The 21430-nt window shown below is 43.1% G+C and carries 19 protein-coding genes; 14 read left to right on the forward strand and 5 right to left on the reverse strand.

The genetic code is table 11. The features are described 5' to 3' along the window. Positions 1-54: 54 nt before the first annotated feature. The gene (gene pdxR / locus CXK86_RS12325; protein ID WP_076253115.1) at positions 55-1545 is read right to left on the reverse strand and encodes a MocR-like pyridoxine biosynthesis transcription factor PdxR; all 1491 of its coding nucleotides are present in this window, start codon (positions 1543-1545) and stop codon (positions 55-57) included. Between the two features lie 147 nt (positions 1546-1692). On the opposite strand from pdxR, the gene pdxS reads away from it, so the two are divergent. From pdxS to CXK86_RS12350, 5 genes are all read left to right on the forward strand, one after another. Beyond that, positions 1693-2577, forward strand: a complete 885-nt coding sequence (gene pdxS / locus CXK86_RS12330) for a pyridoxal 5'-phosphate synthase lyase subunit PdxS (protein ID WP_200868523.1) — start codon at positions 1693-1695, stop codon at positions 2575-2577. 242 nt (positions 2578-2819) lie between these two features. Continuing rightward, positions 2820-3890 (forward strand): ABC transporter substrate-binding protein, encoded by a 1071-nt coding sequence (locus tag CXK86_RS12335; protein WP_036615655.1) that lies wholly within the window; start codon positions 2820-2822, stop codon positions 3888-3890. Between the two features lie 166 nt (positions 3891-4056). Next, positions 4057-4905 carry a stalk domain-containing protein gene (locus CXK86_RS12340; RefSeq protein WP_101313825.1) on the forward strand — a complete coding sequence of 283 codons (849 nt, stop codon included), beginning with the start codon at positions 4057-4059 and terminating at the stop codon, positions 4903-4905. Between the two features lie 196 nt (positions 4906-5101). After that, positions 5102-5761: a TetR/AcrR family transcriptional regulator gene (locus CXK86_RS12345; protein ID WP_076253116.1), complete on the forward strand. Its 660-nt coding sequence runs from the start codon at positions 5102-5104 to the stop codon at positions 5759-5761. Next, positions 5758-6894, forward strand: coding sequence for an alpha/beta hydrolase (locus CXK86_RS12350; RefSeq protein WP_076253117.1), 1137 nt, complete (start codon positions 5758-5760; stop codon positions 6892-6894). The genes CXK86_RS12345 and CXK86_RS12350 overlap by 4 nt, the downstream gene beginning before the upstream one ends. A gap of 130 nt (positions 6895-7024) precedes the next feature. Here the strand turns inward: CXK86_RS12350 and CXK86_RS12355 are convergent, their stop codons facing one another. Both CXK86_RS12355 and CXK86_RS12360 read right to left on the reverse strand, forming a co-directional pair. Then, positions 7025-7363: a cupin domain-containing protein gene (locus tag CXK86_RS12355; protein WP_076253118.1), complete on the reverse strand. Its 339-nt coding sequence runs from the start codon at positions 7361-7363 to the stop codon at positions 7025-7027. 79 nt (positions 7364-7442) lie between these two features. Beyond that, positions 7443-8270, reverse strand: a complete 828-nt coding sequence (locus CXK86_RS12360) for a helix-turn-helix transcriptional regulator (protein WP_076253119.1) — start codon at positions 8268-8270, stop codon at positions 7443-7445. Between the two features lie 203 nt (positions 8271-8473). Between CXK86_RS12360 and CXK86_RS12365 the strand changes: the two genes are divergently transcribed. The 7 genes from CXK86_RS12365 (at position 8474) to CXK86_RS12390 (ending at position 15884) form a co-directional block, all read left to right on the forward strand. Next, on the forward strand, positions 8474-9943 hold the full coding sequence (locus CXK86_RS12365; RefSeq protein ID WP_101313826.1) for a sensor histidine kinase: 1470 nt from the start codon (positions 8474-8476) through the stop codon (positions 9941-9943). A 6-nt stretch (positions 9944-9949) separates the two neighbouring features. Next, a complete protein-coding gene (locus CXK86_RS12370; protein WP_047843050.1) occupies positions 9950-10642 on the forward strand; it encodes a response regulator transcription factor in 693 nt (230 codons plus the stop codon). Between the two features lie 119 nt (positions 10643-10761). After that, positions 10762-11376: an S-layer homology domain-containing protein gene (locus CXK86_RS32895; protein WP_306821942.1), complete on the forward strand. Its 615-nt coding sequence runs from the start codon at positions 10762-10764 to the stop codon at positions 11374-11376. Positions 11377-11471: 95 nt separating this feature from the next. Beyond that, positions 11472-12269: a hypothetical protein gene (locus tag CXK86_RS32900; protein ID WP_306821943.1), complete on the forward strand. Its 798-nt coding sequence runs from the start codon at positions 11472-11474 to the stop codon at positions 12267-12269. A 10-nt stretch (positions 12270-12279) separates the two neighbouring features. Continuing rightward, positions 12280-12984: an ankyrin repeat domain-containing protein gene (locus tag CXK86_RS12380; protein WP_101313827.1), complete on the forward strand. Its 705-nt coding sequence runs from the start codon at positions 12280-12282 to the stop codon at positions 12982-12984. A 312-nt stretch (positions 12985-13296) separates the two neighbouring features. After that, complete coding sequence (gene bglS / locus CXK86_RS12385) at positions 13297-14010, forward strand: beta-glucanase (protein WP_036615630.1); 714 nt, start codon at positions 13297-13299, stop codon at positions 14008-14010. Positions 14011-14237: 227 nt separating this feature from the next. Beyond that, positions 14238-15884, forward strand: a complete 1647-nt coding sequence (locus CXK86_RS12390; protein WP_051447411.1) for an extracellular solute-binding protein — start codon at positions 14238-14240, stop codon at positions 15882-15884. Between the two features lie 156 nt (positions 15885-16040). Here the strand turns inward: CXK86_RS12390 and CXK86_RS12395 are convergent, their stop codons facing one another. Both CXK86_RS12395 and CXK86_RS12400 read right to left on the reverse strand, forming a co-directional pair. After that, positions 16041-17681: a response regulator gene (locus CXK86_RS12395; RefSeq protein WP_036615627.1), complete on the reverse strand. Its 1641-nt coding sequence runs from the start codon at positions 17679-17681 to the stop codon at positions 16041-16043. Between the two features lie 11 nt (positions 17682-17692). Further along, complete coding sequence (locus CXK86_RS12400) at positions 17693-19402, reverse strand: sensor histidine kinase (protein ID WP_083684762.1); 1710 nt, start codon at positions 19400-19402, stop codon at positions 17693-17695. Between the two features lie 212 nt (positions 19403-19614). On the opposite strand from CXK86_RS12400, the gene CXK86_RS12405 reads away from it, so the two are divergent. Then, positions 19615-20499 carry an ABC transporter permease gene (locus tag CXK86_RS12405; RefSeq protein WP_100527900.1) on the forward strand — a complete coding sequence of 295 codons (885 nt, stop codon included), beginning with the start codon at positions 19615-19617 and terminating at the stop codon, positions 20497-20499. 15 nt (positions 20500-20514) lie between these two features. Next, a complete protein-coding gene (locus tag CXK86_RS12410) occupies positions 20515-21393 on the forward strand; it encodes a carbohydrate ABC transporter permease (RefSeq protein WP_017688354.1) in 879 nt (292 codons plus the stop codon). Positions 21394-21430 lie beyond the last annotated feature (37 nt).

Genomic DNA, 21430 nt, shown 5'->3' on the forward strand with positions numbered 1-21430 from the left:
CGCCCCTCTTCCGAATGATGATCTTCTTGTACTACATTTTGGAGACGATTTACCTCACAATGCAGTTGTAACGGCATTTTTTAATCTGGATACGCCTTCCTGTAATTGTTCATCTGACAAATGTGCAAAAGACAAATAGATACCATACTTCGTACCAACAGACGTTGAACTGCTGACTTCTGAGTATACCACACCTTGTGACCGAGCTGATTCCCGAAAGGCCTCATAAGTGGTCACATTACCTCGCCACCAGCCAAACACGTGGAGACCCGCTTCATTCTCCACCCAATCAAACCATGTAGAGAGCTGCTTGTTCAAAAGTTTGAGTAACAGATGGAATTTCCGACTGTATAATCGATTCATTCTGCGCAGATGACGTTCATATTGACCACTTGTCATGAATGCAGCTAATGCCCGTTGTTCGATCAGGTTGACGGGTCTTGGCTCGTATAATGCCTGTGCCTTTCTAAAGGTATCTGCTAAGGTAGGGGGAAGAACCACATAACCAAGTCGTACTTCTAAAGGCAAGGTTTTGGTAAAGCTACCCAGGTAGATTACACGTCCTGCTTTATCGAGTGTTTTCAGTGGTTCAACATGCATTCCGCGATATCGGAATTCACTATCATAATCATCCTCAACAATCATGGCATCATTTCGCTGTGCCCAGTCCAGCAAGGTTTGTCTGCGTTCCAGACTGAGCATTTCACCAGTAGGAAATTGTCGTGACGGCGTGACAAACATCATACGTGCTTCCCAGTCCTGGGGCACAACGCCCTGACCATCGAGATTAGCTTCAATCAACTTTGCACCCGCAGCCAATATGGCTTTAGAAATCCCGACATAACAAGGACTCTCTGTCACTACATAATCCCCAGGATCTGCAAGTAATTGAGTGAGTAGAGCTATAGCTTGCATGGAGCCTGCAGTTACTGCAATATGATCCGGATCAACTTGAATGCCCCGCATCCTCCGAAGATAGGCAGCAATGGCTTCTCTCAATTTCGGATCCCCGGTTGAACTAACCATGGCAGAGGTTGTTTTCAGGTGATGCTCACGCTGCCTTATCTCTGCATACAATCGATTATTCCATTCATCGTAAGGAAACTTGGAGAAATCAGGTTGATATTTGCTAAAGTCGATCACTTCGTCGCTATTCATTCTGGAATCAAGTGTATGAGCATTGGACGGTGTATTTGTTTGAATCGACTGCTGTTCAAACTGCTGAATACGATTTCCCCAGGCGGATAAGTGATGCGTACAAGCTTTCTCGGTGGATGCATCATTGCTTAAGTCCAACTGATAAGCAACAAAGGTTCCTCTTCCATGCTCTGAATGAATGTAACCTTGAGCAGTCAACGTATCATAGACCTGATTCACGGTTCCTCTGGAAATGTGATACGTCGCGGCTAACTCTCGAGTAGAGGGTAACTTCTCGCCATGTATAAGATTACCTTCATGAATTGCATCACGAATGGCATGATAGAGGGCCTTCATCTTGGTATATTTTCGGTTCAAATATGAACTGTAAGCTACATGAAATTGCATAGGACCTCCAGAGTTATCATTGAAGTGGTACAATAAAAACCAAAAATATTGGATCTTTTTATATGACCATTCTCATTCTATACTAAATCATAGATTAGAGCGATGCCTTTATTGAAAACCACCCAAAAGTTACTTAGGAGGATTACAATCATGCAAACAGGTACAGATCGTGTAAAAAGAGGAATGGCTGAGATGCAAAAAGGTGGCGTCATCATGGACGTTATGAATGCAGAGCAAGCTAAAATTGCTGAGGCGGCAGGGGCAACAGCTGTTATGGCTCTTGAACGGGTACCTTCCGATATTCGCGCTGCTGGCGGTGTAGCTCGTATGGCAGATCCAACCATCGTTGAAGAGGTTATGAAGGTTGTATCTATCCCAGTTATGGCCAAAGCACGTATCGGTCATTACATAGAAGCCAAAGTGCTTGAATCCCTAGGTGTGGACTATCTCGATGAAAGTGAAGTTCTTACGCCTGCAGACGAAGTGTTCCATATCGATAAACATGAGTTTACTGTACCATTTGTATGTGGAGCCAAAGATTTGGGAGAAGCTCTTCGCCGTATTGGTGAGGGTGCATCGATGATTCGTACAAAAGGTGAGCCTGGAACGGGCAACATTGTTGAGGCAGTTCGTCATATGCGTCTAATTAACAGCCAGCTCCGCAAAGTGCAAAATATGTCCAAAGACGAGCTGTACGCTGAAGCCAAAAATCTGGGTGTAGCTTATGAGTTGCTGCGCGAAGTTCATGAAAATGGAAAACTTCCTGTCGTTAACTTTGCAGCAGGCGGTGTAGCTACTCCGGCGGACGCAGCATTAATGATGCACCTGGGAGCAGACGGTGTGTTTGTAGGATCAGGTATTTTCAAATCTGATAGCCCTGAGAAATTCGCTCGTGCAATCGTTGAAGCTACAACACATTACACCGATTACAAACTGATTGCTGAAGTATCCAAAAACTTGGGCGCCCCGATGAAAGGGATCGAAATTTCTAAATTGGCTCCAGAAGATCGCATGTCCAACCGCGGTTGGTAAGAGCAGATAGAGCAACTGGAGTATGAATAGTGTCAAGCAAAGCCGATCATAAATTGGATCGGCTTTTTTGTTATTGTTGACGAAAGCAATAGAAAAAAACGGAGAGGAGAATGTCCTATTTTCATCAATTGAGAATGATTATAATTATCATTTACGAGATTCGACATTTGCTGTATACTGACAATAACTATTTTACATAATGCATAAATAGAAAATTAAGGATTCAAAAGGGAGAGAATTAAATGTCTACACACTTTAAAAAAGGAATGTTATTTTGTTTTATTGCTGCACTTGTTGTTGTACTTGCAGCCTGCTCCAATAATAGTGATGGTAGCGATCAGGCAAACAATAACTCGCAACAAGCAGCGAAAAATGTTGCAACAGATGAGAAGACATCGGATGCAGAGACTTCAGCACCTGCTGAAACAACTTACCCGGTAACCGTTTCAAATTATACAACAGAGAACGGCACATGGGTGAAGAAGGATCAAACGTTTGACAAGGCACCTGAACGAGTAGTTGCCAATACCCAAGGTGCAGCCGAGCTGATGATTCGCCTTGGTTTGACAGACAAACTTGTAGGTGTAGCTGCGTTGTTTGGTAGTGTACCTGAAGATATTGCTGACGAGTTTAAACAAATTCCTGTGCTTGCTGAAGGCTATGTAGGTAAGGAAGTGACGATAGGGGCTACGCCTGACCTGGTTGTAGGGCGTGGTGGATTGTTTGAGGATGCGGACTGGGGTGTTGGTACAGTAAGCAGCTTGAATGATATGGGGATTAAAACGTACGTACAAAGCACCAGTGTTCCTGATGCATCGTTAGATAGTCTGTATCAGGATATTACTGAATTAGGTGAGATATTCAACGTACAAGCCAATGCAGCGGCATATATTGAGACGCTTAAAGCACGCGAGAATGCCTTGTCGGCCCGAGCTAGCTCTGAAACGATCAACTATGCATCATTTTCGGATAATGGTGATGGAACCATTGGAATTTACAACGGAAATGGTGATACGTTTATTGAAAGTGCAATGTCATTAATCAATATGCATAATATGCTGATTAATGAAACTGGCACACTCAGTCTGGAGAAGTTAATCGAGATTAATCCAGATGCAATGATTATTTCGAGGTATGCAGGTGGTATTGATCCAGAAGAAACGATTAAAAAGCTGCTTGCCAACAAGCAGGTGCAAAACATTAACGCAGTTAAAAACAAAAAAATCTACATTATCGATTTCAACAACTTCTGGGGTTACGGGGATTCCATCTTCACAGGTGTTGAAGGACTCGCTGATGATCTCGAGTTGTAATGAAGCCAAGGACAAAAACATAGTACCATTAAAAGTCGCTATTTTAGCGGCTTTTTTTGTTTATCAGGGACCGAATTCCTGTCTAAAGCTGATCAAACTTTTATTGGAACATAACGTTACTATTGTAAGATTAAAAATTACATGAAGTGGGTGAATCGCTGTGAGAATGAAGCATTTGAAAAAAGTAGTTGTCGTTGCATTAGTGATGTCGGTGTTATTACCATTGGGGGCGCAAAAATCTGAAGCAGCATCCAAATATGTTGATTTGGAAATTCAGTGGGCAGACGGTCGTATTAACCATGTTCAGACGTTAATCAAGGATGGAGTCACTTACGGAAGTTTTTTCTCACTCGGTATTAAGGCAGGCCTAGTGTGGGGGATGGAAGATGATAATACGGCCGTACTGAAGAGCAGTCAGAAGCATATTGTTGTGCACTTGGGAAGCAGCATTGCCGAGGTAGATGGTCAAAAAGTAGATATGGGCACAGAACCTGTGTCGTATATTAGTCACCTTTATGTACCCATTAGATTTCTTGCATCTGCTTTGGACGGGGAAGTGACTCATCAAGATATGAAAACGAACAAGGTAACCGTGACTGGATTGAGCAATTATACTGATACTTTTTATGGCAGCAACATGGGTTACACCTATGTCATTCGCACTGCAAAAGGAGACCTTGAGATTACGAATGCTTCTACTGGACAAAAGAGTTTGATACCCTTAGGGATCAAGGACATGAATGTGAATACTCATGATCTTAAAATAAATTTCAAGAGGAGTCCCCAAAATCTACTTATTGTCATCATTGAACACACTAATCGAAAAACGGAAGACTACGATCTTTACACCTTGGTATTCAAAAATAAAGGTCTGATTCGCAAATCCATTGCTCACGGGGTAACGGACCAGCAGGAAATTTTGAATTCAGATAGTACCATTCAACTCATCGATGACAACAGTATACGTATTATTGAAGATGGAAGTGGTAAAGTACTTGAAGTCCTTTCTCGTTGAATAGATATCTGATCCGATATTCATGAATTTCATCCCTCACCAACTGATTTTAATACAAACATCTCAAAGAGCCGCTGATCAGAGTGATCAGCGGCTCTTGCATATTTCTTCCCGAATCTTTTCAAAACTAGTTGACTTGTGAATTTATTATCAGTATAGTGTGAATCAGTTCACACTATACATTAAGGAGTAGTCTATGCCAAAAAATACTTTCTTTCGTTTAGACGAAGCAAGGCGCGAGGAAATATCGAATAGCGCTATGCATCTTTTTGTTGATAATCTTTACGAGGATATAACTATGAAGATGGTTTTGGATAGTTTGTCCATGCACCCCGGAACATTTTATCGGTATTTTGAAGACAAAGATGACCTTTATTGTCACTTAATACGTATTGTGACCCAGAAAAGAGCTACATACTTCAGTAACAGTAATGAAGATTCCCTTTACAGCTATTTCCTTACTGGCTTATTTGGTAACGTTAATGGCATGGTGACCGAGCCACTGAATGAGTTGGAAATCAAACTGACTAAAACATTTTCATATATTCCTGAGGACATTTTGCTGAAAGTATATGTGAATGTGTTAAAGGGCGAGTCATTCCCCATGATCAAGGACATTTTACGCCGAATGAGGGTTGATGGATATCTCCGACCGGATGTTGACGACGATCTGATCTCTTTTATGTTTGAGTCAATGCAGCTTAATTTAATCTTGTTTTTTAGGGAATTCGATATTAAGGACTCTGAGCTGCAACATAAGATCAGCAAGTACTTTGCTGAATTTATGGGTCATGGGCTGCTTGAAGATCATAAATATTCTGAAATGGTTAGCGATCTTAAGGGGGAAAGAAAATGAAAACCTATGACGCATTTCCAGAACCAATTGGGGGCTATACTGTCGGTCGAACCCAGATGGATTTTGAGTACACGGCATCAGATTACTCCAAAAGAGAACTGACCGCTTTTGTGTACTATCCGTCTGACAGTAGCGAAGGTAAGACTACATCAACGTACATGTTTCCTGAAGTCTACGAGATGTTTAATGAGCAGCCACTTGTCAATGCGTTGAAGGATGTTTTCTCTATAGATATCAAGACCCAGTGTTACGACGACCTTGCTCTTTCCGGGAAGGAAAAGCGCTATCCAGTGTTATTCTATGTTTGCGGCGGGGGCGGATCTCCAGAATGGGGGACAGTGCTCTGTACAGACTTGGCAAGCATGGGGTATGTTGTGGTAAGCATCGGCCATCAGAATAGCACGATGTATAAACGTAAAGATGGGCGCCTGTTTAATGTATCAAAGGACTTTTCGGATGTCATTACAGCGTTTGGTGAAGATCCGGAGATGCTGGCGTTGGCTGGTAAGATGGAGATGCGTCCTGACGATGAAACTGCCATTGAGATGTGCCGTAACGTGCTTGCACTACCGATACTTTCCAAGATAACAGAGTATAGTGAATTACAGGCAGAAGATGTAAGGTATGTAGCCGATTATCTTTACAAACTGGACTCTGGAGAGCTGAATTCCATCTTTAAGGGCAGATTGTTGCTTGACATCGGCATGGGTATAGTCGGACATTCCTATGGAGGGCCTACGACGGCGATGGTTTGCCGTGATGATGACCGGTTCACCTGCGGGATTGGTTTGGATAGCGGTGCGTTTGGACTTCTTGACAGCGATCTTAAGAAACCTTTCTTGTTCCTGTTTTGTGAACCTAACTATAATATGAATGCGATTATTGGCGCTAACAATAGCATGGAAACCTATTATTTCTCAGTTGATCGTGTTGCACATTTGGATTACTGTGACATCGTGTTTACCAGTGTTAATGAGGAACTCAGAGGTGAACGGGATGTTATGGAGATGCGAAATATTGTTACAGACTATGCGAAGAACTTTTTTGATCATTACATACTGCAGAAGGCAGCAAGTGTGGAAATTCTGGCATACGATGGTGTGGAATTGATCAGGAAGACCAGCAACAAGTGACATAACCGAGAGTTTGCTGATTAATGTATGTCGAAGAGCTAGCCGTACAGACGCAGAGCCGATAACCCCATTACGGGGTTATCGGCTCTCTGATATTGCAAATTAACTTCCTGGTTCCAATAACTGACGCTTATTCGGCCTTAGTCCCGCCAGTGTTTACTTCGCTTCTAGGCTCCATCAACATGATATGACATTCCTTTTCGGCGGAAGGTTTGATCTCGACTCCCTTAGGGACAATATACATCTCGCCCTTGGAAATCTTCACTTGCCCATCACGAAAATCAATTATCATTTCCCCCTCGAGCACAAAAAATAACTTGTCAGTCTCCTCATGAACATGCCACTCAAAATCTCCAGCAATCTTAACGATCTTAAATTGATAGTCATTCATTTCACCAATGAGTTTCGGAGACCAAAGATCGTTTAATTTCGAAAATTCCTCATTTAATTTAATAGCTTGATAGTGCATCGTCATTCCTCCTGTGTATTAATCCTATATGTTCAGTATACTGATTTAAGCTTTGGTATAACATGGATGCCTATTGAAATCAGGATGGATTATTGATGAACTTCAGACGATACTCCGTAGGAGAAATACCATATTGTTTCTTGAACACTCTGCTAAAATAAAAGGGGTCAGCAATGCCAACGGTCTCGGCAATCTGTTGTACAGACGCATCACTTGCCAATAACATTTGTTGTGCCATGTTTATACGATATTTCAATACATATTCTGCTGGACCCATACCTGCATGTCTTCTAAACACGTAGGAAAGTCGATTTCGATTAATATTATTTTGTTCTGCAAGCGATCCGACAGTCAGATTTTGATCATAGTATTCTTGGATATAGGTAGAGATCCGTTCGAATAAAACATCTGTTTCACAACTGTTTTGCCTATGATCAACACATATTAAGGTCTCATTCAGTACATCGCGAAACAGCATTTCGGTCTGAAACTTTGAAATACCTCCACGCTGGTTATACACATGCCAAAGACGCATGATTAATTCGATCAGACGTGGAGACTGACCCGTTGATAATTCAAAATGCTGATGGGAAAAGCTTGTCTCTTCGAGGTCCGAACTACATATTCGGTATAAAACGAGGATATATTCCCAGTCCGTTCTATGAAACACGGTTTGATCCAGTTTCATTTTCGCGCCCCCATGTACAACTTTTCCTGGTGAAAAAATATAGGGTGTACCATCAAATTGAAATTGTATTTTTCCTGTAAGAGGAAATACAAATCCAGGAAAAGAATCGGTATAGTCAGCCTGGGGAACCCCTGGATTTCTAGCATATCGATATACGCCTTCTACTTGAAAAGGAATGTGTGCAAAATGCGCTGCTAACTGATTAACGTCTACTTTCACATTACGTACCTCATTTCAAAAGTGTTTGCCGGTCATTCTAAGATAAATCGTTGTGCACCTTACTCCAACATTATTGATAACGATTATCACTGTCAACATATATAATGAAAAAGAAAGCTCTTTTTTACATATGGGCAATAGAATCCATCTTGTGTTAACATGTGCACTAACTAATCCAATTGTTTGCTTGAGAAGGGGAACCCATGTCAATTCGAATAAAAATGCTGCTGTCCTTCACGGGCATGCTTGTTATAAGTCTACTGTTCATCCTGCTTACGGCAAGTCTGTATACGATTGCGGCTACAGGGGATCTACAGAGTTTCCGCGATATTTACAAGGTACATTATCAGATCAACCCCCTGACTGAACAGGGAGAATCGATCTTTCAAGAGATGAAGTTTCTGGCCAAAAATGACCCGGATGACCTGCAGAACAAGGTTTTGCTGCGTGAATATGATATGAAGCTTCGAGCTGAGAAGTCAGGGCTCTACATCAGACGAGAGAATAGTCAGATCTTCGAATCACTGACCTTCAACCAGCAAGAACTGAAGCAAGCACTGCCTGCCTATGATCTTAACAATTATCAGATTCGGAGCACCTTCAATATTGGTGAGCGATTTTACGCGTATGCAAAATTTGATTTTCAATATTCAGATGGGGAACGGGGGAGTATCTTTGTCATTCGCGAGAGAAGCCCCTTTGCGGAGCTTACTCGCAAGTTGCTGCCTGTGATGTCATTCCTGCTTATTGGTGTCCTCATCATTGCAAATCTGCTCTTGTTCCGCTGGATCACGCGCAGCTTCATTAAACCCTTGAATCAACTACGAAGTTCAGCCGAACATATCAAGGATGGTAATCTATCCTTTAAACTTCAGCTAAACTCTAATGACGAGGTTGGTCAACTCAGCGAAGCGTTTGAGAGCATGCGGAATCAATTACAGCTCTCCTATGCGTTACGACAGCAGGACGAAGTGAACCGCAAAGAGCTTATCTCCAACATTTCGCATGATCTCCGTACACCGATTACCAATATCAAAGGGTATATTGAGGGTATTCGTGACGGCGTGGCTAATACTCCAGAGAAAATGGAGAGTTATGTTAATATCATTCACTCCAAAGCAGTTAGCATGGATAAGCTGGTGGATGAACTGTTTTTGTATTCCAAGCTCGACTTGAACCAAGAGCCGTTCCTGTTCAAGACAGTTGATCTCGCTGATTTCCTTGAAGATAGCATAGAAGAGCTGAGATATGATCTGGAGGATAAAGGCGTTGCCCTGGATTGGAATAACCAGGTGTCTGGTCCCGCTATGGCTGCTGTGGATCCGGAGAAGTTAAAACGTACCGTTGTTAATGTGGTGGATAATGCACTCAAATACATGGAGAATGAACATAAACGATTCGAGATCACACTTCAAGCTGATGAGAACTGGATTACGATGGGCTTTAAAGATAATGGCAGGGGAATACCTGAAGAGGCACTGCCTTATATATTTGAACGCTTCTATCGTGCAGAACAATCTCGGAATTCCTCAACGGGCGGAAGTGGGCTCGGGCTAGCAATTGCCTGCCAAATCATTGATGGACATGGGGGCTTTATCTGGGCAGAAAGCCAGCCCAATGATGGCACGAGCATATATATCAAGCTGAAACGGCTGAATGAAGAGAGGAACTAATGAGTAATGGCAAACATTTTGATCATTGAAGACGAAACAACGATTGCGGAACTGGAACGGGATTATTTTGAGCTCAACGGATTTTCCGTGGATCTCTGCCATACTGGAGATGAAGGTCTGAAGCAGGCACTGGAGGGGGACTATAATTTGATCATTGTTGATCTGATGCTTCCGGGACTTGACGGATTCGAATGTTGCAGGCGCATTCGCGAGGTAAAAGAGGTGCCCATCCTTGTCGTTTCCGCAAAAAAGGAAGAAATCGATAAGATCCGGACATTTAATCTGGGAGTGGATGATTTTATTACAAAACCGTTTAGCCCAAGTGAGTTGGTTGCACGAGCAAAGGCTCATTTGACCCGATACGAGAGACTACTTGGCAAAAACAAACCAGCTGAGCAGGATGAAATCCACATTCGCGGGCTTCACATTGATAAAGGATCACGGCGTGTTTTTGTTAATGGAGAAGAGGTGGCGATTACAACCAAGGAGTTCGAGTTACTTGTATTTCTTGCGAGTCATCCCAACCGTGTATTTAGCAAATCCGATCTGTTCGAGCGGATCTGGGGCATGGATTCCACCGGAGACATTGCAACGGTTACTGTCCATATTCGCAAACTGCGCGGCAAGCTGGAGACAGACCCCAAAAATCCGGAGTATATTGAAACCGTCTGGGGTGCAGGCTACCGGTTTACTGCATAAGTTTCGTGAAAATTTAGAGCCAGTTTATATTTTGTTAATAACTTTAGCCTTGGGAGTTTCTTTTTGTCCTCTATTCTATAGATACAGGCAACTACAACCTATAGAGGAGGAATTCAACTATGAATTCTACAACCCGCAAAATCGCTACATTTCTAACCATAACTGCATTAGGTACAGCAGTGTTCCCGTTAACTGCGAATCAAGTACATGCAGCTACATACGTTACTAACATTGCAGCAACAACCGCACAGCTTACCCAACAACAGATTGAAGCTGCTATCAAGGATCTGAATAGCTTGAAGATCATGAACGGGTATGCAGATCAATCTATGGGTGAACATCGAGCCATTACGCGTGCGGAGTTAGCTTCATTGGTTTTCAAAACGTTTAATTTGGAGAGCAAGACGGGAGAAATCGTAGAACTATCAGATGTGAATCCGAATGCATGGTATGCGCCATATGCGTCAAAGCTTGTTGAACTTGGCATCATGCAGGCTAACGATGGACAATTCAATCCGCAAAGTCAAGTGTCGGATGCTGAACTCGAACAGGTCGTATCCAAAGCGATGCAACGTGATGTTAAGTCCGTTCACCATTGGATGAGCGAGTTCTACTCCGAGAACGGTACAGCAACGCGTGGCGAAACAGCAGTGTTGTTACAAACCGCACACCAAGCTATTCCTTCGGAGCAAGCTCAAATCAAGAGCGTTAGATCACTGAATGCATTACGTTAATTGTAACTTTTGACAAACCGCTGACAGCAGCGAATGAAGCTTTTGCCAAGGCACAAACGGACTTTGCGTTTAGTGGCGGATTGACGTTAACCAATATGCCCCGTTTGAAAACAGGGTCGATTGCGACTTACATCGTTCCAACGTCCGTACAAGATGCTGGTGAAGTGTACAACCTGACTTACAAAGGGCAAGACGCTGATTCCTTTGAAGGCAGTGCCACGAAAATAAACATGACAACGGCTAGTCAAGTAACGAATGATACATTCGAGATTGAAGCACTGCAAGTGAATGGTGTAGTGGATTACGGTTACATCATTTCGGCTTACAGCGGTGGTCGAGGAGCTAATGCATTTGTGCTGAATGATCAAGAGCAAGCAGGAGGCAAAACATATCAAATCATTTCTTCCATGCAGGCAAGACAAGTTGTAATTACGCCAGAAGGTGGCGAGCCTATCGTTGCCAGATATGTCCCGTTCACGCAATCCACAGACGGTAAACAAGAACCGAAGTTCCGTTTGCCTGAAGGTCAAACGCTGAAATCAGGTGTCACATATACGGTTACTTCGGATTGGGCGAACCTAGAAAATGCTTCATTTACAGCGAAATCGTTTGATTCGTTGGTGGTTGCAAGTGCTCAAGCAGTGAGCGAAACCTCCATTGAAGTTACGCTTGACCAGGACCCTGGGGATGAACTGTTCTCTGGTCGAAGTGTAACGTTAACTTCACCTAGCGGGGATGTTCTGACGGCCACTTATAAATATTCAAGTCGAAAAGGTGCGACGGGTGTATTCGACCTAACAAATGATGGAAAGTTGACTCCGGGTACTACGTATACAATAAACCCAGTTGGGGATTGGAGTATCGCTTCTTCGGTCACCTTGACACTGGAGTAAAGGAGGCAGTATGAGTAAAACGCTGATTATCGTTGTCCTGATAAGCAGTATGTTGATCGTTCAAGGTTGCGTGCCTGAAATGAGAAACGACTCTAACGTGGAGGAAAAGGCCATGACTTCAGCAGATGAACAGCTGTTCAAGGCAGTAGAGGACAGCGATACTGAACGCATCGAACAAATGATTCAAGCAGGTGCCAATATCAATGCTCAAGATCAGAGTGGACGAACCGCTACAATGATTGCAACTTACAATAATGATCTAACATCGGCTAAAGTGTTAATTGAAGCGGGGGCAGATGTGAATATACAGGACGATATGAAAAATACCCCGTTTCTGTATGCTGGTGCTGAAGGATACTTGGATATTTTGAAGCTGACAATCGAGGCGGGAGCGGACCCAGCGATAACAAATCGATATGGAGGGACAGCACTTATTCCAGCTTCGGAGCATGGATATGTGGATGTAGTGCAAGAACTACTCACTCAAACTTCGGTGGATGTGGACCATGTGAATCAATTGGGATGGACAGCACTACTCGAAGCGATCATTCTTAACGATGGCAATGCTCGGCAGCAGGAGACGATACAATTACTCATTAATCATGGAGCAGACGTAAACATATCGGACCGTGATGGGGTGTCACCACTCAGTCATGCGAAGAATAATGGCTTCAAAGAAATTGAAGACATTTTGGTACGAGCTGGTGCGAAATAGAACCCTTTTAGGGTGAATAAAGAAACAAACATGTTGAGATATATGTAAAAATGGTTTTCATGGAGCGCCTGATTCCTTCTATGCTGAAGGGCAGGCGCTTCATTCAATCCATCTTACGTGTATGAAACTGGCATAGTCTTAACATAACATGATTAGATACAAGAACGAGGATCTTAAAAATTGAATATCTCTGCTTTAAAGTTTGCTATAGTTTACCACCATGCTTCCGGATAAAATGGAAATACCAACCATGTAAGCGCTATCTATTATTGCGCTGATTATACATGTTGGAATCATTCATGGAGGTGTGTGATGAAGAGGAAGTCTTGGTATACTTTGGCGGTAACTGGTGTCATCTCTTTGTTTTTTTCGGTAAGCGCTTTCGCGGGTTATGTGTTCTGGGAACCTCTAACCTATTTTAACGCAAGTACATGGCAAAAAGCGGATGGGTATTCCAATGGGAACATGTTTAACTGTACGTGGAGGGCTAACAATGTTAATTTTACAAGTGACGGCAAGCTTAAGCTTGGTTTGACCAGCTCTGCACAGAACAAGTTTGATTGCGGAGAGTATCGTACCACGAATACGTATGGGTACGGCTTATATGAAGTCAGTATGAAACCTGCCAAGAACACAGGTGTAGTTTCCTCATTTTTCACATACACAGGGCCCGCACATGGCACCCAATGGGATGAGATTGATATCGAATTTTTAGGAAAAGACACAACCAAAGTTCAGTTTAATTATTATACCAATGGGGTTGGTAATCATGAGAAGATTATCAATCTAGGTTTTGATGCATCCCAAGGTTTCCATACGTACGCATTTGACTGGCAGCCGGGACATATCAAATGGTATGTTGATGGTGTATTGAAACACACGGCAACCAGCAATATTCCTAAAACACCCGGAAAAATCATGATGAACTTGTGGAATGGAACAGGAGTAGATAGCTGGCTCGGTCCTTATAACGGGGCTAATCCGCTCTATGCTGAGTACGATTGGGTTAAATATACGAGTAATTAAGCAGACTGAAGCAGCCGTTAGCGGCTGCTTTTTTCTATTTTCTGGTATTGTATTTATTCAATATATGTATTCAATATCCAATATCCTAAATTAATGCAATAAATGTTGCAATATTAGTATGGGCATAAATATCAAAAATTCATTATGATTAACCTGTAAGCAACATTACATAGACTGGGGGAACGAAGTTGGACACAAGTAAAAAGAGACGAGTAGGCAGTTTGGTCATGATCGGTGTATTGGCCCTATCTGCAGCCTTGAGTGGGTGTAGTAACGGGAGCGATAAGAAAACTGAATCGAGTACACCAGCGACAACGTTGGAGCTCAAAAATGGGAAGTATGATCCACCAGTATCCATTACGTATTTACGACCATGGGGTCCAGACGTGAAGTTTAAGTCAGGCGAGGATCAGGATAACAACGTCCATACAAAATGGGCCAAGGAGAAACTCGGAATTGAGTTGAAAAACCAGTGGATATCTCCATCCACCAATAATGCATTTGAGACAAAACTGCGTCTATCGCTTGCTTCCAATGCGGACATGCCGGACATTATTTCGTATCGCGGCGAATTCAATCTGGTGCGTGAATTGATTGAGTCCGGAAAATTTGTCGATGCGGGCGAGTTGTTTGACAAATATGCCAGCGACACATGGAAAGCAGCCGTAAACGAAGATCCTTCCGTATGGTATCCATACATGCAAGATGGCAAAAAGATCGGTATTCCGATTCTGGACTATTCCTATAATGGTGATCCTGTCATGTGGATCCGTGAAGACTGGATGAAGAAATTCAATCTGGAAGCACCTAAAACGATAGATGATCTTGAAGTCATTATGGAAACGTTTACGAATCAAGATCCGGATGGCAATGGGAAGCAGGACACTTACGGACTCACCATTGGCTTCAAGAACTGGCTGAACACATGGATGTCAGAAGCTGGGTGGGTATTTGGCGCTTATGGTACAATGCCAAACCAATGGAATCTGACGGCAGATGGAAAACTTGAATACGGTTCCGTTACACCTGGTGCAAAGCAGGCTTTGGCCAAATTACAGAGCTGGATGAGCAAAGGGTATATCCCGGAAGAAGCCGGCGTGTATGATGAGACAAAAGCAGCTGAAGAATTTACTGCCGGAAAAGCAGGTATTGTGGTTGGTCCTCACTGGATGCCATCCTGGCCGCTGGAGGATGTGAAGAAAAACAATCCGGAGGCTGAATACAAGGCGTATCCAATTCCTTCTGGTCCAAACGGTCAAGCAGGAAGACACGGTACGTCAAACGGAAACGGCGTAGTTCTGATTAACAAAGACATGAAAAATCCGGAAGCCTTTTTCACCTATCAGAACTATCTCTTTGATCACTATGCAAATCCTAAAGAGGGCGATGAGTTTGAGCATGGATTTGCGGAAGGATACGATTGGGTTATGGTAGATGGGAAACCATCAACCGATGCAAGTCTTACGGGGGGTTATGCTCCCGAGAAGTACACGTTGACTTTTGATGGAGCGCGTATTCCCAATCTAAGTATGACAACACTTGCCAAGCTGGCAAGCGGTGAAGAAGCAACTACACCATTTGAGAAAAAAATCAAATCAGGTGTACCAGTACCTATGCTTGATGCAGCCAAGATTGTTTTGGATCAAAAGGATATCGTGTTCAATCAAATGTTTACCGGTGCACCTTCAATGACGATGCAGATGAACAATGACATTTTGACGAAGATGGAGAAGGATACCTTCTCTCAAATTGTATATGGCAAAACCTCTGTGGACGCGTTCGACTCATTTGTTGAGAAGTGGAAGTCTTCAGGCGGAGATCAGATTACGAAAGAAGTTAACGAGTGGTATGATTCCGTGAAAAGCGGAAAATAGGATGACAAAGGGCTGGCTGAAATGATTCATCCCGGCCACATAAGCACCAAAAAGGCATTGCAGGAGAAGATCTCCGGCAATGCCTTTTTGTATTTGATATGGAGAAGGGGAAACCGGAGAGATTACTAGAACGTCAAGTCTGGTCTGTGTACTCTCTTAAACCGGCAGATTTTCCCGATATTCCTGCGGTGTAAGATCATAAAATTTCTTGAAAACTCGAATGAAATATGCGGTATTGTTGTAACCGACAAGTTCTGCAATCTCAAACACTTTGGCGGTTGATGTTCGCAAATGATAGGCTGCTTTCTCCATTCTTAACCGGTACACATAGGCAGTAAGTGCTTCACCTGTCTCCGCCTTGTATACCTTGGACAAGTACACTGGATGCAGATGCACATGGTCAGCAATTGCAGGCAGTGATACATCACCAGCCAGATGAAGGTCGACAAAACTTTTGACGCTGCGCACAATGGTGCTGTGATTGTCTCTAAGCTCTTGTTCAGCATCATCTCGTATGTAATGAAGTGTACGGACGGACCAGTCCTGTAGCTGCTGCGCAGTGGAATAGCTGGGAGCTTGAAAGTAACGATAGGACTCTGCTGGAATCAAAGAAGAGATTTGTTTGCCATTTTTATGAATGATGTACGCAAACGCGCCCGCTATAGCAAAATACACCTCAAAGGTTGACTCGGCAATATCATGATGTTCATTGGAATGCAGCAGTTCCGCAAAAATGTGTTCGATTTTCTGTTCCACATCCTCAAAGCGACCAGCTTCGAGCAGGCTAATCAACGTTGGTGGCTGATACAGCGACCTGATCGTATGTAGAGGGTTAGCATCCGTTTCATCGGAAGCGGTGACAAACAAACCTTGCACCTGACCCATCCGTTTACGCATGGACATAACCGTTCGCTCATAGAGTTCTCCAATTTCATGGGGAAACTTGCCCCAACTGGAGACCGAAATGGAGATAGCACCTTTCAAGTATAACTGAACATTGGTTTGAATCTGGGCAGCATACTGCTCAAGCAATGTCTGAGGCGTCTCACTCCTGCTGTAACTCATCGTTGTGGAATGTTTCATGCTTACCAGAACAACAATGTAATCATGCACGTCTCGTGTGTGCCAGATATGAAAATGATTATGCATCACTTCACTTATGATATTACATATCGCATATTCCATTAAAGCCAGGTCGCCGTGTGCCATATCGGATAGATGTTTCTCCATACGAATAATCAGCATGCCGAGATCTTCTCCTACGGAGTAGGGAAGCTCCAGCAGATCAAGCTTGTCTGCCAGCGTCTTCTGATCATAGACTTTTCCAGTCAGCAACTCATGCAGCATCGTGGATTGAAGCAATGGCAGATGATCCTGAAAGGCGTGTAAGGCTCTTTGATGAGATGCTGCGGTTTCCCACTTTTCTTTAATTCGATGAACAAGACGTTGCACGGATTCGATGAGATCTTCATCACTAACAGGTTTCAGCAAGTAATCAAAGCTTTCCTGTGCAATGGCCTGTTTCGCATATTCAAAGTCGGCGTGACCTGATAAAAGAATTGTCTGCACATGCGGCCACTTTTCATGAATCGCTGTAATTAGTGCAATGCCTGACATTTCGGGCATACGTATATCCGTAATTACAATGTCAATATCGTGGTTGTCCATAATTTCCAGCGCTACTGCACCGGATAAGGCTTCATGAACTGTACCGATCCCGCAGCTTTCCCACGGAATGGTCTCTGCCAGCGTTTCCACGACGGAACGTTCATCGTCAACTAGTAATATTTGCAGCATGGGTCGTTCACCTACTTGTCTGTATTGTCGTGCCATGTGATGTTAACTTTAATTCCACCCATTGAAGACTGTTCATAGGATAGTCCAGATCCTTCACCGTACAGAAAAGACAAACGCTGATGGACATTCCATGTACCACATCCCATATTCTCATCCAGCGGTTTAAGAAGATTATCCCTCAGATGATCAAGCTGTTTCTCAGACATACCAAGCCCGCTGTCCTCCACGATAATCGTGTACACATCATCCTCGCAGTCCGCATAGATTTTAATCTTACCATCCACCGATTTGGGCTCCAGACCATGAATAATAGCGTTCTCAATAATAGGCTGAAGGGTTAGTCTGGGAACTGTTTTATCTAAAATATCATGGGGCACGTCGATTGTAAAATGCATTCGTTCCAGACGAAGTGACTGGATTTCCAAATAATTTTTGACCATCGTCAGTTCTTCACGAAGCGTGGCTTGATCCTTTTCGGACCTGGTTATGTATCGGTAATACTCCCCCAGATTCAGTGCCATGGCTACCACGGCCTTTTCATTTTTCATTCGGGCCATGTTCTTGATATAGAACAGGCAGTTATATAGAAAATGCGGATTAATCTGCGATTGTAACTGTTTGAGCGTGGCTTCCCGACTTCTTAATTTCTCCTCATATACATTCTCGATTAATTCTTGAATTCGTTGAGCCATGATGTTGAAACGTGCAAATAACAGGCTGAACTCATTGCGTGCAGAATGATGCAGCCGAACGGAAAAGTCCCCGGTTGACAAGCGATTCGTCCCTTTCACCAACTGTAAGAGTGGAAGCTGCACACTTCGGTAGAGTGTATATAATACAACAACGCTCATCACGATCAGAACGGCAATTGAAGCGTAAAAAAGATTTCGGCTGCTCGTAATCGGTTTCAAAATCTGCTGCATCGGCACATAGTCAACATAATACCAGCCCAGGCTCTTGGATTGAATATAGGAGACGTAATATTCCGTTTTGTTCAACGTTGTGCTGAATCCGCCGCTGGCTTGCAGTGTTGCTTCTTTCAGAGAGGGCAGGATGGCATTCAGGGTTTCCTTTCCAGAGCTATTGCTGATTAAACCATAGTCGGGATGGAACATGAATGGATCGCCCTTATTGTTTAACTTGTTTTGATTAAGAAGTGCAGTTAAGTGATGAACTGGAAAACTGATTTTGGTAATCAATCTGGCTTTGCCAGGTCTCGCCATCGCTGTCGTTGGATCGGTAGTGTACCAGATAAACTGATTGTCAGCATAGGTCCAGGATTGCGAGAGAGGCTCCTTAAATTCATCATCCCTGTACGGAATGTAAGCATAATAATCCGTTGATATCACTTTTTGCATCCTTGGGAAGTATAGTGTGATGGTCGAATGCCATTTGCTTGCTGCGTTGTACAGATTCATTTTCTCCAGAATGGCACTTCCAACTTTCACACGTTCATAGGGAATGTCCTTGTAGTCGGGACGTTGATATTCCTGAATACTCGAATCTTGCCCAATAGACATCCCATACAATGACAGTTGGTAAATGTTGGATTCTACTGAATCAGCAAATGTCGAGAGATGATTCATCGTATTGTTCTGAATCTCGTGTTCGATAACACGCACGCTTTCCCGGTTCGAGTATGTATAGAGAAACAGCACCAGAATAAGCAGCATCACAAACAACAGTGTAATTTTGGTAAAGACATTCAAGCGTGTGAACAAAGTCCAACCTCCTTAATCTTATTAAAATATTGATATCGTTGTTGCAATATTAGGATATAGATCACAAATTTCCATTGCTATAATTTTAATATACAAGTTCACGATGACTTGTAAAATACAAAATTTAGAACATGGGGGATGCAGGAGTGAAGGAACATACGTTAGAAACGCCGCATAAACGGCGCTCCACCAGGGTTAAACAGCGCTGGAATATGCAACGGAACTGGACCTTGCATATGATGCTCATTCCAGCTGTATTGCTGGCACTGGTGTTTCAGTACATACCGATGGGCGGCATTGTAATTGCTTTTCAGGATTTCAAACCATACTTGGGATTTTCTGAATCCAAATGGGTGGGTTGGGACAATTTCCGATATTTATTTTTATATCCGGACGTAGGTCAGGTGATCTGGAATACGTTGGTCATTGCATTTTTCAAAATCATCGCAGGACTATTCGCTCCATTCCTGTTTGCCATTTTGCTCAATGAAGTACGCTTGACGGCATTCAAGAGAGTAAGTCAAACGCTTGTGTATCTACCGCATTTCCTATCATGGGTTATTCTCGGTGGTATTCTGCTCGATATCCTGTCTCCTCAGGGCGGCATGGTCAACCAGCTTGTCGTAGCCTTTGGAGGAGAACCGATCTTCTTCCTGGGAGACGGTACATGGTTCCGGATAACGCTGATCCTCAGTGATGTGTGGAAAGAATTTGGTTTTGGTACGATCGTATTTCTGGCTTCTCTCTCAGGAATTAATCCTGCGCTCTACGAGGCTGCCGAGGTGGATGGGGCCAACCGATTTAAACAGACGCTGCACATTACGATTCCGGCATTAATGCCGATTACAATCGTACTGATGACACTCTCTATCGGCAATATCCTGAACGCCGGTTTTGATCAGGTATTCAACTTGTACAATCCACTTGTGTATGACAAAGGCGACATCATTGACACCTTTGTATATCGACTCGGAATTCTGAACGGGAAGATGAGTTTTGCCACAGCAGTAGGGTTGTTCAAATCTGTGGTTGCTACCATTTTGATTGTTATATCTTACAGAATGGCTTACAAACTAGCTAATTATCGAGTTTTCTAGAGAGGAGAAAAGGGCTTGTATTATAAAACAAAAGGATACCGCATATTCAGCATCGCTAACTATACTTTTCTTGGGATATTATCGATACTCTGCATTTTACCAATTATTCATATATTGGCTGTTTCATTCAGCAGTATGGCGCCAGCATCATCAAACCTGGTTACCTTCTGGCCCATCGGGTTCACAACGGACGCATATGTGAAAACATTCGGGAATTCGAACTTCATCAACTCCTTGATCGTATCACTTAAACGGACTGTAATTGCAACGATCATTGGTATGGTCATCATGCTCTTAACCGCATTTCCGTTGTCGAAGGAAGATATCAGTTTTAAAGGTCGCTCCTTATATACGTGGTTTTTCGTATTTACCATTTTGTTCAGCGGCGGTTTGATTCCAAGTTACATTCTGATCCAGAAGCTTGGCTTGATGAATACAATCTGGGCGCTTATTCTGCCTGGCGCACTGTCCGTGTGGAACGTTATTCTCATGATGAACTTCTTCCGCGGTCTGCCTAAAGAACTTGAGGAAGCAGCTTATTTGGATGGAGCAGGTCATATCAAAACGTTGATTCTGGTCTACGTACCGCTTTCACTTCCAGCTATCGCAACCTTGTCCTTATTTACGATGGTGTATCAGTGGAACTCCTGGTTCGACGGCATGATCTATATGTCTGATATTAAAAATTATCCACTTGCTTCTCTATTACAGACCATTATTGTTCAGCAAGATCTCAGCAAAATCAACGTCGATCCTTCCATGTTGGAGAATATCTCGCAGCGAACCGTACGCGCAGCACAGATCTTTATCGGCGCGCTTCCGATCCTGATGGTATACCCGTTTTTACAACGATTCTTCGTTAAGGGGATCGTTATTGGAGCAGTCAAGGAATAGGCTATGCAAATGCAAGGATAACTGAGCTGAGGGAGGA

Origin of the sequence: Paenibacillus sp. BGI2013, assembly GCF_002843485.1 — a bacterium.
Taxonomy (GTDB): Bacteria; Bacillota; Bacilli; order Paenibacillales; family Paenibacillaceae; genus Paenibacillus; species Paenibacillus amylolyticus.